The sequence below is a fragment of the Burkholderia sp. HI4860 genome (assembly GCF_002223045.2).
Taxonomy (GTDB): domain Bacteria; phylum Pseudomonadota; class Gammaproteobacteria; order Burkholderiales; family Burkholderiaceae; genus Burkholderia.
The window spans coordinates 2,428,152-2,441,203 of record NZ_NKFO02000003.1; the positions used below are offsets into that span (position 1 = coordinate 2,428,152).

Consider the following 13,052-nt stretch of genomic DNA (forward strand, 5'->3'; position numbering starts at 1 on the left):
GCGCTCCCGCGATCGCGATCAGGCCGTGCCGTAGTCGACGTGGCCGGTTTCGCGGCAGAAGCTGACGAGCCGCAAGCCGGCCGCTTTCGCGATCTCGATCGCGAGCGACGACGGTGCGGAGATCGTTGCCACCAGCGGGATGCCGACCCGTGCGGCCTTGCGCACGAGCTCGTAGCTCGCGCGGCTCGACAGGAACACGAAGCCGTCGGTCGCGTCGGCGCGCGACAGCACGAGCGAGCCGATCAGCTTGTCGAGTGCGTTGTGGCGGCCGACGTCCTCGAATGCCATCCGGATCGCCCCTGTTGCGTCGCACCACGCGGCCGCATGCAGGCCGCCCGTGAGCCGCGTGAGCGCCTGGTGAACCGGCAGCGCCTGCGCCGCGCGCGTCAGCGCGTCGGGGGCGAGGCGTGCGAGAAAGCCCGTATCGGGCACGCGTTCGGGCGCGAGGTCGAGCAGGTCGATGCTTTCGATCCCGCAGACGCCGCAGCCGGTACGCCCCGCGAGCGCGCGGCGCCGGTCCTTCAGCGCGGCGAACGCCTGCTGGACGACCTCCAGGTGGACTTCCGCATGCGGCAGCGGCGCGCCGGCGTGCAGGATCACCTCGATGTCCTTGATGTCGCTGCCGCGCGCGACGATCCCTTCCGAGATCGCGAAACCGACCGCGAACGCTTCGAGGTCGCACGGCGTACACATCATCACCGCATGCGAGATGCCGTTGAAGACGAGCGCGACGGGCCATTCCTGGCCCACGTAGTCGTGTGCGGTTTCGACGGCACCGCCGCGCGTGCGGCGCACGGACAGTTCGATCGCGCCGCGCGGTTCGTCGCGCAAGTCGCCGGATTCGGTCGGATTCACGAGCACTCCCGTTGATTCGGCGCGCGGCCGGCGGCAATCGTATCCGCCACCCGCGCGCAGAGGTTCTAAAATACCCCAGGCAAGCCGGCCGCGCCGGTATCCGCCATATCAGGTCACGATCATGGGACTCAGCGACGCTCCACTGCTATTCGCCTTCGAACACGCTTCGTCGGAAAACTTCACGTACATCCCGATGATCGTGCGTTTCAATCTCGACCGGTTCGGTCTGCGGATCTCACTGGAGCAGTGGCAGTTGCTGCCGCTCGAGGACCGCAAGCTGCTCGCGCGCTTTCCGGCCGACGAGGACACCGCGATCGAGCCCAACTTCGATCACGCGCTGTTCGAAATGCTGCGTACGCACGCGGATCTGGAGCCCTCGTGGTTCCAGCCGGACGAGCAGCCGGCCTGGCGTGCCACCGACAGCGTGCCGGAGTCGCTCGTGCAGCAGAGCGCGCTGGCCGGGCTGATGGCGCCCGAGCTTGCGCAGTGGCAGCGGCTCGCGCCGTTCCAGCGCTACGTGCTGGTGAAGCTGTCGCGCAAGCCGAAGCTGAACCACGATTTCCTGCCCGCGATGCGGGAGTTCGGGCTGACGGCCACGCACTGAGGCGGCCGAAGGCGAGGGGAAGCGCCGCCGCGCGGCGCTCGTCTGTCAGAGCGGCGGCAGTTGCCGCGGCTTGCGGTCGGAGCCGGTCGCGACGTAGGTGAGCGTCGCTTCGGTGACCTTCACGACCTCGCCCATCAGGCGCATGCGCTGTGCGTACACCTCGACGTCGACCGTGATCGACGTGTTGCCGGTACGCGTGATGGTCGCGTAGAAGCTCAGCAGATCGCCGACGAACACCGGCTGCTTGAACACGAACGAATTGACCGCGACCGTCGCGACGCGACCGTTCGCGCGCTGGCTCGCGGGGATCGAGCCGGCGATGTCGACCTGCGACATGATCCAGCCGCCGAATACGTCGCCGTGGACGTTCGCGTCGTGCGGTTGCGGGACGACGCGCAGCGCGGGCTGCTTTTGCGGGAGTTCGAGGGTCGAATCGGTCATGGCGGGGGCTTTCATCCTGTAATAAATACGCCGCCACGCGCAGGCCGGCCGGCGAGGGCGCCGGCAGCGGCGCGAAGCGGCTTCTGCGACAATACAACGTTCGCAAATTGTACGAGAAAGTGAGCGAGCCGACCGCCGATGCACGCGTCCGGCACCGCCGCCGATCCTTCCCCCCATGCGCCGATTTCCTGCTTCCGGCGAGCCCGCGCCGGCTTCGACCGGGCCCCGCAACGACTGGCAAACCATCCGGTCGCTGCTGCCGTACCTGACCACCTACAAATGGCGCGTCGCGCTCGCGCTCGGCTGCCTGATCGGCGCGAAGGTCGCGAACCTCGGCGTGCCGGTCGTGATGAAGCGCATCGTCGACCACCTGTCCTACGTCCAGCAGATCACCGCGATCGGCCGCGCCGAACAGTCGGCCGGCATCGTGCTCGCGGGCGGCGTGGGGCTGCTGGTCGTCGCGTATGCGCTCGTGCGGCTGTCCACTTCACTGTTTACCGAGCTGCGCGAGATCCTGTTCTCGAAGGTCACCGAGAGCGCGGTGCGCCAGCTCGCGTTGCAGGTGTTCCGGCACCTGCACGGGCTGTCGCTGCGGTTTCACCTGGAGCGCCAGACCGGCGGCATGTCGCGCGACATCGAGCGCGGCACGCGCGGCATCCAGCAACTGATTTCGTATTCGCTGTACAGCATCCTGCCGACGCTCGTCGAGGTCGGGCTCGTGCTCGGCTTCTTCGTGGTCAAGTACGAGGCCTATTACGCGTACGTGACGTTCGCGGCGCTGGTCACCTACATCGTGTTCACGGTGAAGGTCACCAACTGGCGCACGCATTTCCGCCGGACGATGAACGAACTCGATTCGCGTGCGAACTCGCGGGCGATCGATTCGCTGATCAACTACGAGACGGTCAAGTATTTCGGCAACGAGGAGTGGGAAGCGCAGCGTTACGACGAGAACCTGAAGCGCTACCGGAAGGCCGCGATCCGTTCGCAGAATTCGCTGTCGGTGCTGAACTTCGGCCAGCAGGCCATCATCGGCACGGGGCTCGTGTTCATCCTGTGGCGCGCGACGCAGGGCGTGCTCGCCGGCAAGCTGACGCTCGGCGACCTGGTGCTGATCAACACGTTCATGCTGCAGCTGTACATCCCGCTGAATTTTCTCGGCGTCGTCTATCGCGAGCTGAAGCAGAGCCTCACCGACATGGATCGCATGTTCGGGCTGCTGTCGGCCGCGAAGGAAGTGGCCGATTTGCCCGATGCTCGGCCGCTCGCGGTCGCCGGCGCACAGGTGCGCTTCGAGCACGTGAATTTCGCGTACGAGCCGGCGCGGCAGATCCTGCACGACGTGTCGTTCACGATCGAAGCAGGGACGACGACCGCGGTGGTCGGCCATAGCGGCTCCGGGAAGTCGACGCTGTCGCGGCTGCTGTTCCGCTTCTACGATCTCGACCGGCAGGCGGGCGGGGCGATCCGGATCGACGGCCAGGACATCCGCGACGTTACGCAGGACTCGCTGCGCGCGTCGATCGGGATCGTGCCGCAGGATACCGTGCTGTTCAACGACTCGATCTACTACAACATCGCGTACGGCCGGCCCACCGCGACCCGCGACGAGGTGATCGCGGCCGCGCGTGCCGCGCACATCCACGATTTCATCGAAAGCCTGCCGAAGGGGTATGACACGCCGGTCGGCGAGCGCGGGCTGAAACTGTCGGGCGGCGAGAAGCAGCGCGTCGCGATCGCGCGCACGCTGTTGAAGAACCCGCCGGTGCTGTTGTTCGACGAAGCGACGTCGGCGCTCGATTCGCGCTCGGAGCGCGCGATCCAGCACGAACTCGACCAGATCGCGCGGCATCGCACGACGCTCGTGATCGCGCACCGGCTGTCGACGGTCGTGCACGCGCAGCAGATCCTCGTGATGGACCACGGGCGGATCGTCGAGCGCGGCACGCACGACGAACTCGTGCGCGCCGACGGGTTGTATGCGCAGATGTGGGCGTTGCAGCAGCAGCGTGCGGCGGCAGGCGGGGAAGAAGCGGAAGCCGCGTGAGCGGCGGGGCCGCGCGCGGGGTGGGCGCAGCAGGACGGGGCACGTTTGATGGGCGGGAGCCGGGCCGGCATGGCGGTCCGACACGCGCGGACCCTTTGATCGGCCACGCCAACGCCGCCAGTTCGCCGGTCAGCCAGCTAGCCAACAAGTCAGTCAGCTGACCGGTCAGTTGGTCGATCCGCCCGACGACCCGTCAGCCGGTCACTCCGCGGCGCGCAGCCGTGCATCCAGCTCGCCGAGCTGTGCGGGCGTGCCGACGTTCTCCCAGATACCTTCATACAGTTCGCCGCTCGCGCGGCCGGCCTCGATCGCCGCGCGATAGTACGGCGTCAGCGCGCGCCGCGTGCCGGGCGCGAGATCGCGGAACATCCGCGTGTCGTACAGGCCGATGTTGCCGAACGTGAAGCGCGCGGCGCCGTCGAGCGCAAGGTGGCCATCGTCGCCGAGCGCGAAGTCGCCGGCCGGGTGGAACGGCGGGTTCGGCACCATCACGAGGTGCATCGCCGGCGCGTCGAGCGCGGCCATCCGGGCGGCGCGCGGCGCGAGCGACCGGTAGTCGAACGCGCAGTAGACGTCGCCGCTGACCGCCGCGAACACGGCCGGCTGCCCGCCGCGTTCGAGCAGCGGCAACGCCTGCGCGATACCGCCCGCGGTTTCCAGCGCTTCGCGTTCGGCCGAATACACGAGCCGCACGCCCCAGCGCGAACCGTCGCCGAGCGCAGCCTCGATTTGCTCGCCGAGCCACGCGTGGTTGATCACGATCGTCTCGATGCCCGCGCGGGCGAGCGCTTCGATCTGCCACACGATCAGCGGCTTGCCGCCCGCTTCGAGCAGCGGCTTCGGGCGGGTGTCGGTGAGCGGGCGCATCCGTTCGCCGCGCCCGGCGGCGAAGATCATCGCCGTGGTCAGGGTGTTGCTCATGTTCGGCCGGGTGTCAGGAGAGTCGGAACGGATCAGAACGTATAGCCCACGTCGGCCGGTGCGTTGCCCTCGAGCTCGTCGAGCAGCTTCGCGAACGGCACGAGCGGGCGATAGCGCAGCGCGACCTTGCGCGCGTACGCGATGAAGCGCGGCAGATCGTTCAGGTAGTGCGGCTTGCCGTCACGGTAATTGATACGCGCGAACAGGCCGAGCACCTTGATGTGGCGCTGCAGCCCCATCCATTCGAGCTGGCGGTAGAACTCGCCGAAATCGGGGTCGACCGGCAGGCCGGCCTTTTTCGCCTTTTCCCAGTAGTACGCGAAGCAGTCGAGCTCGAACTCCTCGTCCCAGCTGATGAACGCGTCGCGCAGCAGCGACACGACGTCGTATGTCAGCGGCCCGTAGACGGCGTCCTGGAAATCGAGGATGCCCGGATTCGGCTCGCACACCATCAGGTTGCGCGGCATGAAATCGCGCAGCATGAAACCCTGCGGCTGCGCGTGCGCGCTGGCGACCAGCAGCGCGAAGGTGCGGTCGAGCGTGCCGCGCATCGCGTCGGTGACCGGCTTGCCGAGGTGGCGGCCGACGAACCATTCGGGCATCAGCTCCATCTCGCGGCGCAGGAATGCCTCGTCGAACGGCGGCAGCACGTCGGGCTTCGACGTGAGCTGGAAGCGGATCAGCGCGTCGAGCGCCGCGCGCATCAGCGGCTTGGCGGCGGCCGGGTCGGCCGGATCGAGCACCGAGATGTACGACGTGCGGCCGAGATCGGTCACGAGCATGAAGCCCGCGTCGAAATCGTGGGCCAGCACGTCCGGCACGTGGTCGCCGGCCGCGGCGAGCAGTTGCGCGACCTGGACGAATTCACGGCACTTCTCGGGCGGCGGCGCGTCGACGGCGATCAGCGTGCCGCCGGCGCTCGTGGCCGACGCGACACGGAAATAGCGGCGGAAACTGGCGTCCGACGAGGCGGGCGCGAGGGTCGACAGGTCGAGCGCATAGCGTTCGGCGAGCGGGTGCAGCCACGCGGTGAGCGCTTTGAGGCGGGCGTCGGGCTGGGATGCGGCGGATGGGGGCGTCATGAAACTCGGCGGAGGGGGGAACGTCTTGCCATATAATACCCCACGACTTTTTTGACGCGCCCCGCGTCAGCTTTCCGCCGTGCAGGCCCGCCGCCTGTCGCGCGGTCGCCCGAACGCCTCCCCGGTTTGCGCTCAGCCGCAGTCGCGGTGCGACGGTGCGGCCTGCCGCGCGCGCATGTGCCGCGACGGCGCGGTTGACAAGGGGCGATTCGCCAAACGATAGATGCCGCCCAAACCGCTATTCCCGAATGTTTTCCCCGGTGACGGGGCGCCGCGCAAACGGCGGCTCGCGCTCGCACTCCTGGCCGTGCCCGGCCTCGTGCCGGCCGTGTCGTACGCGCAGCTGTCGGGCGCGGCCGCGCAGCCGCAGCCGCTCGACTCGCCGTGGGATCTGCGTCTCGCGCCCCAGCTCGAGGATCATCCGCTGAAGGACGGCGCGAAGCCGGCCGCGTTCGTGATCGCCGACCACACGAGCGGTACGGCCGAGCAGGATCTCGCCGCGAAGGGTTCGGCCGAGCTGCGGCGCGGTGACGCCGTCGTGAAGGCCGACGCGATCCACTACGATCAGGATACCGACATGGCCGATGCGTACGGCCAGGTCAGGATCAACAATGCCGGCACGTCGTTCGCGGGCCCCGAGGCGCACCTGAAGATCGAGGCGAACCAGGGCTTCATGACGGCGCCGAAGTATCACTTCAACGTGACGGGCGGCTCGGGCAGCGCGGAACGCGTCGACATGGTCGACAACGAGCGCTCGGTGTTCGTCAACGGCACCTACACCGCGTGCCAGTGCTCGACGGACCCCGCGTGGTACATCAAGGGCAGCCGCTTCGACTTCGATACGGGTGCCGACGAAGGCACCGCGCGCAACGGCGTGCTGTTCTTCCAGGGCGTGCCGATCTTCGCGAGCCCGTGGATGACGTTCCCGCTGTCGGGCGAGCGGCGCAGCGGCCTGCTGCCGCCGACGTTCGCGATTAATTCGAGCAACGGGTTCGAACTGTCGCTGCCGTACTACTTCAACATCGCGCCGAACCGCGACCTGACGCTCACGCCGCGCATCATCTCGCGGCGCGGCGTGATGACCGAGGCGACGTTCCGCTACCTGTCGCCGTCGTATTCGGGCACGTTTACGGCCAACTACCTGCCGGATGACCGGCTCGAGCACCGCAACCGCTACGCGATCTACTGGCAGCACCAGCAGAATTTCGGTGGCGGCTTCGGCGGCTACGTCTACTACAACAAGGTCTCGGACAATACCTATCCCGAACAACTGGGTTCGTCGAACCAGTTCATCAACGGGACGCAGACGCTGTACCAGCAGGAAGCGGGCCTCACGTACAACAACGGCCCGTGGTCGGTGCTCGCGCGCTACCAGCACTGGCAGACGCTGCCACCGTCGATCGCGCCGTACAGTCGCGAGCCGCAGTTGAACGTGAAGTACACGAAGTACAACGTCGGCGGCTTCGACTTCGGCGCGGAAGCCGACTATTCGCGGTTCCGCATCACGACCGCCGATGCGACCGAAGGCGACCGGATTGTCTTCAACCCGTACATCGCGTACGGCGTGTACGGCCCGGGCTACTTCGTCGTGCCGAAGGTCCAGTACCATTTCGCGTCGTACGACCTGAACTACCTGTCGTCGAGCACGCCGAACAATCCGAAGCGCTTCACCGAGTCGATCCCGACCGTGAGCTTCGATTCGGGCCTGATCTTCGACCGCTCGGTGCGCCTGTTCGGCCAGGACTTCATCCAGACCCTCGAGCCGCGCCTGTACTACGTGTACACGCCGTATCGCGACCAGTCGAACGCGCCGCTGTTCGACACCGCGGAGTCGGACTTCGGCCTCGCGGAGATCTACCAGCCGAACACGTTCGTCGGCAACGACCGGATCGCCGACGCGAACCGGATCACGGCCGGCCTCACGTCGCGCTTCATCGACCCGCGCACCGGCGACGAGCGCGCGCGTTTCGTGATCGCGCAGCAGTACTACTTCGCCGATCAGCGCGTCACGCTGACGCCTGGGCAGAGCGCCGTGCTGGCGCGCCATTCGGACCTGATCGTCGGCGCCGCGCTGAAGCTCGGCTCGGGCTTCATGTCGGAGACGGCGTTCCAGTACAACCAGAACAACAACCAGCTCGTGAAATCGAGCGTCGGTTTCGGCTACAGCCCGGGCGAGCGCCGCGTGATCAACGTCGGCTACCGCTACACGCGATCGAATACCACGCTCGACAACCAGCCGATCAACCAGTTCCTGGTGTCCGCGCAATGGCCGCTCACGCGCCGCCTGTATGCGATCGGCCGCTTCAACTACGACCTCGCCGGCGATCGCGTGGTCGACGGTCTGGTCGGCTTACAATACGACGCGGATTGCTGGGCGCTCGGGGTCGGGGTGCAGCGGGCCGCGAACGGCATCAATTCGTCGGGACAGCAGAACTCGTCGACGCGAGTCATGATGCAGCTGACGCTCAAGGGCCTGTCGACCGTCGACAACGGCCTCGTGTCGGCGTTCCGCGCCGGGGTGCCGGGCTACACGCCGCTGCCGCCGCCGCCGCCGCCGATGTCCCGCTTCAGCAACTACGAGTAACGCCGGCTTGTCTGCACCGGTCAGCACGATTTCAATGGAGTTCCAGTGGCAATGAAGAAAACCCTTCGTTTCGCGGCAGTCGTGTCCAGCCTCGCTGCGGCCTCCGCGCTGCTCGCCGCCGCGCCGGCCGCGGCGCAGGCGCTCGGTTCGCAAGGTGCGCAGCTCGCCGACGAAGTCGTCGCGGTCGTCAACAACGACGTGATCACGGGCCGCGAACTCGACCAGCGTGCCGGCCTGATCGCCCGCCGGCTGCAGCAGCAGAACGCACCCGTGCCGCCGACCGACCAGTTGCGCGCGCAGGTGCTGAACCAGATGGTGCTCGAGCGTATCCAGGTGCAGAAGGCCAAGGACGACGGGATCCGCATCGACGACGCGACCGTGCAGGCCACGCTGCAGCGTCTCGCGCAGGCGAACGGCATGACGCTCGAGCAGTACCGCGCGCGTCTCGAGGCGCAAGGCGTGCCCTGGAGCATCTTCACGAGCGACGCGCGTACCGAACTGATGCTGTCGAAGCTGCGCGAGCGTGAGGTCGACGGCAAGATCACCGTGTCGGACGCCGAGGTCGCGAACTACATCGCGAGCCAGCGCGGCCCGAGCGCGTCGCAGCAGCAGGACCTGCGCTTCCAGCATATCTTCATCAAGGCGCCGACCAACGCGCCGCAGGCCGACATCGAAGTCGCGCAGAAGAAGGCGGACGCGTTGCTGCAGCAGGCGAAGTCGGGCGCCGATTTCGAGAAGCTCGCGAAGAACAATTCGGAAGCAAACGACGCGAAGAAGGGCGGCGACCTCGGCTTCAAGGCGCCGAGCGCGCTGCCGGCCGACGTCGTCGACGCCGCATCGAAGCTGCGCCCGGGTCAGGTCAACCCGACGCTGATCCGCGTGCCGGACGGCTTCGAGATCGTGCGCCTCGTCGATCGCCGCCAGAGCCAGGGCGCGTCCGCGGCCGCACCGAAGATCGTCCAGACGCACGTGCGCCACATCCTGCTGCGCGTGGGCGAAGGCAAGTCGGAAGGCCAGGCGCGCCAGCAACTGGCCGACATCCGCAACCAGGTCGAGGCCGGCGGCGATTTCGCGAAGTTCGCGCGCACCTACTCGCAGGACGGTTCGGCGTCGCAAGGCGGCGATCTCGGCTGGATCAGCCCGGGCGAGACCGTGCCGGAATTCGAACGCGCGATGAACAACCTGCAGGACGGCCAGGTCAGCCAGCCGATCCGTACCGAGTACGGCTATCACCTGATCCAGGTGCTGAGCCGCCGCGAAGCGGAAGGCTCGGTGCAGCAGCAGATGGATATCGCGCGTCAGGCGATCGGCCAGCGCAAGGCCGAGCAGGCCTATGCCGACTGGCTGCGCGAGCTGCGCGATTCGTCGTACGTGCAGTACAAGATCGGCGGCGTCGGCCCGGCGAACTGAGCGAGCTTCGGATGACCACACCCGCGCTGCAGATCGCGATCACGACTGGCGAACCCGCGGGGGTCGGCCCGGAGCTGACCGTGCAGGCGCTGCGTGATGCCGCGCAGCGCTGGCCCGATGCACATTTCACCGTGCTCGGCGATGCGGCGCTGCTCGACGCGCGTGCGGCGGCCGTCGGCGCCGACCGGGCCGCACTGGCCGGCGGCGGGCCGGTGTCGATCGCGCATCACGCGCTCGCCGTGCCCGTGCAGGCGGGCAAGCTGGACGCCGCGAACGGCCCGTACGTGCTCGGGTTGCTCGACGCGGCGATCGACGGTGCGCTGGCAGGCCGGTACGATGCGATCGTCACCGCGCCGCTGCAGAAGAGCACCATCAACGATGCGGGCGTGCCGTTCACCGGCCATACCGAATACCTGGCGGAGCGCACGCATACGCCGCGGGTCGTGATGATGCTGGCCGGTACCGGCCACCAGCCGCTGCGCGTCGCGCTCGCGACCACGCACCTGCCGCTGAAGGACGTGTCCGCCGCACTCACGGTCGACGGGCTCGTCGAGACACTCGCGATCATCGATCGCGACCTGCGGCGTGACTTCGGTCTCGCCGCACCGCGCATCCTCGTGACGGGCCTGAACCCGCACGCGGGCGAGAACGGTTATCTCGGCCGCGAGGAGATCGACGTGATCTCGCCGGCGCTGGCCCGCGCGAACGCGCAGGGCATCGACGCGCGCGGCCCGTATCCGGCCGACACGCTGTTCCAGCCGCGCCATCTCGCGGACGCCGATTGCGTGCTCGCGATGTTCCATGACCAGGGCCTGCCCGTGCTGAAGTATGCGACGTTCGGCGAGGGCATCAACGTGACGCTCGGGCTGCCGATCATCCGGACGTCGGTCGATCACGGCACGGCACTCGATCTGGCCGGCACCGGCCGCGCGGATCCGGGCAGCATGATCGCCGCGCTCGACACGGCCGTCACGATGGCGCGCCATCGCCGCACGGCCTGACGCGGCCCGGCTTCACCTCTTTCGTCGTATTTTTCGTTTTACTCAGTCGATGTCGAACAGCAGACAGCACCAAGGCCATTTCGCGCGCAAGCGCTTCGGGCAGAACTTCCTCGTCGATCACGGCGTGATCGACTCGATCGTCTCGACGATCGGCCCCGCGCGCGGCCAGCGCATGGTCGAGATCGGTCCCGGGCTCGGCGCGCTGACCGAGCCGCTGATCGAGCGCCTCGCGACGCCCGAGTCGCCGCTGCATGCAGTGGAGCTCGACCGCGACCTGATCGGGCGCCTGCAGCAACGTTTCGGCGCGCTGCTCGAACTGCACGCGGGCGACGCGCTCGCGTTCGACTTCCGGTCGCTCGCGGCGCCCGGCGACAAGCCGTCGCTGCGGATCGTCGGCAACCTGCCGTACAACATTTCCAGCCCGCTGCTGTTTCACCTGATGACGTTCGCCGATGCGGTCATCGACCAGCATTTCATGCTGCAGAACGAAGTCGTCGAGCGGATGGTCGCGGAGCCGGGCACGAAGGCGTTTTCGCGTCTGTCGGTGATGCTGCAGTACCGCTACGTGATGGAGAAGATGCTCGACGTGCCGCCGGAATCGTTCCAGCCGCCGCCGAAGGTCGATTCGGCAATCGTCCGGATGATTCCGTACGAACCGCATGAACTGCCGGACGTCGATCCCGTGCTGCTCGGCGAAATCGTCACCGCCGCGTTCTCGCAGCGCCGCAAGATGCTGCGCAATACGCTCGGCGACTATCGCGAGACGATCGACTTCGACGCGCTCGGTTTCGATCTCGCGCGCCGCGCGGAGGATGTGAGCGTGGCCGAATACGTCAGCGTCGCGCAGGCGCTCGCGGCGGTGCGCAAGGCCGGTTGAGGCCGCTCGCGCGAGCTGGACCGGATGGGAAGAAGAGGCTGCCCTGTGAGGCAGCCTCTTTATTGCGCGTACGTGTTGCGTCTGATCGTCATGTCCGCCTGCGCGGCGGCGCGTTGACGAGCGCGATGCCGGTCAGCACGAGCGCGGCCGCGGACATGAAGCGCCAGCCGACCGATTCGCCGAGCAGCAGCACACCGAACGCGACGCCGAACAGCGGCGACAGGAACGTGAAGACGGACAGCCGCGACGCGCTGTAGCGCGTCAGCAGCCAGAACCACGACAGGTAGCTAACGAACGCGACGATCACCGATTGATATGCGAGGCTCGCCACGGCGATCGGTGTCACCTGCGCGAACGACACTTGCCCGAACAGCGCGGCGAGCGCGACCAGCACGACCGCCGACACCGCGAGCTGATAGAACAGCGTCTTGCTCGCGCTCGCGCGAGCGAGCGCCGTCGAGCGCACGACGACCGTCGTCGCAGCCCACATCGCACCGCCGAGGATCCCGAGCGCGTCGCCGGCCAGGCCGGCCAGGGCCGATGCGCCGGGGGCGCGCGGCTTCAGGAAGCCGTCCGCGAATGCGAGCGCGATGCCGGCGAATGCCAGGCCGACACCGGCCCACTGCGTGCGCTGCAGCCGCTCGCCCGGTGCGAACAGATGCAGGCCGAGCGCGGTGAAGCAGGGCGCCGTGTAGAGGAAGATCGCCATGTGCGACGCACTCGTCAGCGTCAGTCCGAAGAACACGCAGATGAATTCGCCGGCGAACAGCGCCCCGGCCGCGAGGCCCGCGCCGAACGTGCCGTCCGCCTGGAACAGCGCCGTACCGCGCGAGCGGGCCCAGCCCCACAGCAGCACCGCCGCGATCACCGAGCGCAGTCCGGCCTGGAACATCGGCGCGATTGCCGCGTTCGTGCTCTTGATCGCGACCTGCTGAAAGCCCCAGATCGCGCACAGCAGCAGCATTAGGCCGACGGCGCGCGTGTCGAGCGCGCGGCGCGCGGGGGCGGCGGCGAGTGTGGTCATCGGCGAACCTCGCCGGTTCGGTACGGCGGCTGCAGGTTCGGGAAGGGCGCGCATCCGGCGCGCTCGAATCGGCGGTTTCGCACGGCAGTGTGGCTGTCTCGAGGGAGGGGTGGTCGCGTTCGGGCAGTGGGCCGCATGCCCGCTTTTGGTGCGAGGTGGGAGGATGTTACCCGATCGGCGCAGTAGCCGGGTAAGCCGGATCGTGC

Annotated in this window: 11 protein-coding genes; 6 read left to right on the forward strand and 5 right to left on the reverse strand. The window is 67.9% G+C overall.

All coding sequences use genetic code 11. From position 1 onward, the window contains the following. Nucleotides 1-18 precede the first annotated feature (18 nt). Nucleotides 19-855, reverse strand: coding sequence for a formate dehydrogenase accessory sulfurtransferase FdhD (gene fdhD, locus CFB34_RS26560; RefSeq protein WP_089441325.1), 837 nt, complete (start codon nucleotides 853-855; stop codon nucleotides 19-21). 121 nt (nucleotides 856-976) lie between these two features. Here fdhD and CFB34_RS26565 point away from each other — a divergent pair, with 121 nt between their 5' ends. After that, nucleotides 977-1,459 carry a nitrate reductase associated protein gene (locus tag CFB34_RS26565; RefSeq protein WP_089440987.1) on the forward strand — a complete coding sequence of 161 codons (483 nt, stop codon included), beginning with the start codon at nucleotides 977-979 and terminating at the stop codon, nucleotides 1,457-1,459. 45 nt (nucleotides 1,460-1,504) lie between these two features. On the opposite strand, the gene CFB34_RS26570 is transcribed toward CFB34_RS26565, so the two are convergent. Next, nucleotides 1,505-1,900: an acyl-CoA thioesterase gene (locus CFB34_RS26570; RefSeq protein WP_089440986.1), complete on the reverse strand. Its 396-nt coding sequence runs from the start codon at nucleotides 1,898-1,900 to the stop codon at nucleotides 1,505-1,507. A gap of 175 nt (nucleotides 1,901-2,075) precedes the next feature. On the opposite strand from CFB34_RS26570, the gene CFB34_RS26575 reads away from it, so the two are divergent. Further along, entirely contained in the window at nucleotides 2,076-3,947 is a 1,872-nt protein-coding gene (locus CFB34_RS26575; protein ID WP_089440984.1) for an ABC transporter ATP-binding protein/permease, read from the forward strand. 201 nt (nucleotides 3,948-4,148) lie between these two features. On the opposite strand, the gene murU is transcribed toward CFB34_RS26575, so the two are convergent. Next, complete coding sequence (murU, locus tag CFB34_RS26580; protein WP_089440983.1) at nucleotides 4,149-4,868, reverse strand: N-acetylmuramate alpha-1-phosphate uridylyltransferase MurU; 720 nt, start codon at nucleotides 4,866-4,868, stop codon at nucleotides 4,149-4,151. A gap of 32 nt (nucleotides 4,869-4,900) precedes the next feature. Beyond that, complete coding sequence (locus CFB34_RS26585; protein ID WP_089440982.1) at nucleotides 4,901-5,950, reverse strand: phosphotransferase; 1,050 nt, start codon at nucleotides 5,948-5,950, stop codon at nucleotides 4,901-4,903. Between the two features lie 223 nt (nucleotides 5,951-6,173). Between CFB34_RS26585 and CFB34_RS26590 the strand changes: the two genes are divergently transcribed. From CFB34_RS26590 to rsmA, 4 genes are read left to right on the forward strand one after another with little or no spacing between them, the layout of a single operon-like run. Further along, on the forward strand, nucleotides 6,174-8,534 hold the full coding sequence (locus tag CFB34_RS26590; RefSeq protein ID WP_089440981.1) for an LPS-assembly protein LptD: 2,361 nt from the start codon (nucleotides 6,174-6,176) through the stop codon (nucleotides 8,532-8,534). A 51-nt stretch (nucleotides 8,535-8,585) separates the two neighbouring features. Then, on the forward strand, nucleotides 8,586-9,944 hold the full coding sequence (locus tag CFB34_RS26595) for a peptidylprolyl isomerase (RefSeq protein WP_089440980.1): 1,359 nt from the start codon (nucleotides 8,586-8,588) through the stop codon (nucleotides 9,942-9,944). Between the two features lie 11 nt (nucleotides 9,945-9,955). Next, nucleotides 9,956-10,945: a 4-hydroxythreonine-4-phosphate dehydrogenase PdxA gene (gene pdxA / locus CFB34_RS26600; protein ID WP_089440979.1), complete on the forward strand. Its 990-nt coding sequence runs from the start codon at nucleotides 9,956-9,958 to the stop codon at nucleotides 10,943-10,945. A gap of 49 nt (nucleotides 10,946-10,994) precedes the next feature. Then, nucleotides 10,995-11,822 carry a 16S rRNA (adenine(1518)-N(6)/adenine(1519)-N(6))-dimethyltransferase RsmA gene (gene rsmA, locus CFB34_RS26605; RefSeq protein WP_089440978.1) on the forward strand — a complete coding sequence of 276 codons (828 nt, stop codon included), beginning with the start codon at nucleotides 10,995-10,997 and terminating at the stop codon, nucleotides 11,820-11,822. 88 nt (nucleotides 11,823-11,910) lie between these two features. Here the strand turns inward: rsmA and CFB34_RS26610 are convergent, their stop codons facing one another. Beyond that, a complete protein-coding gene (locus CFB34_RS26610) occupies nucleotides 11,911-12,846 on the reverse strand; it encodes a DMT family transporter (RefSeq protein WP_089440977.1) in 936 nt (311 codons plus the stop codon). Nucleotides 12,847-13,052: the final 206 nt, after the last annotated feature.

Excerpts from the sequence above, each read along its gene's own strand:
- CFB34_RS26595 (WP_089440980.1), top strand. The coding sequence starts at position 8,586 with ATGAAGAAAACCCTTCGTTTCGCGGCAGTCGTGTCCAGCCTCGCTGCG.
- CFB34_RS26590 (WP_089440981.1), top strand. The coding sequence starts at position 6,174 with ATGCCGCCCAAACCGCTATTCCCGAATGTTTTCCCCGGTGACGGGGCG.
- murU (WP_089440983.1), bottom strand. The coding sequence starts at position 4,868 with ATGAGCAACACCCTGACCACGGCGATGATCTTCGCCGCCGGGCGCGGC.
- CFB34_RS26565 (WP_089440987.1), top strand. The coding sequence starts at position 977 with ATGGGACTCAGCGACGCTCCACTGCTATTCGCCTTCGAACACGCTTCG.
- CFB34_RS26575 (WP_089440984.1), top strand. The coding sequence starts at position 2,076 with ATGCGCCGATTTCCTGCTTCCGGCGAGCCCGCGCCGGCTTCGACCGGG.
- CFB34_RS26610 (WP_089440977.1), bottom strand. The coding sequence starts at position 12,846 with ATGACCACACTCGCCGCCGCCCCCGCGCGCCGCGCGCTCGACACGCGC.
- rsmA (WP_089440978.1), top strand. The coding sequence starts at position 10,995 with ATGTCGAACAGCAGACAGCACCAAGGCCATTTCGCGCGCAAGCGCTTC.
- CFB34_RS26585 (WP_089440982.1), bottom strand. The coding sequence starts at position 5,950 with ATGACGCCCCCATCCGCCGCATCCCAGCCCGACGCCCGCCTCAAAGCG.
- CFB34_RS26570 (WP_089440986.1), bottom strand. The coding sequence starts at position 1,900 with ATGACCGATTCGACCCTCGAACTCCCGCAAAAGCAGCCCGCGCTGCGC.
- pdxA (WP_089440979.1), top strand. The coding sequence starts at position 9,956 with ATGACCACACCCGCGCTGCAGATCGCGATCACGACTGGCGAACCCGCG.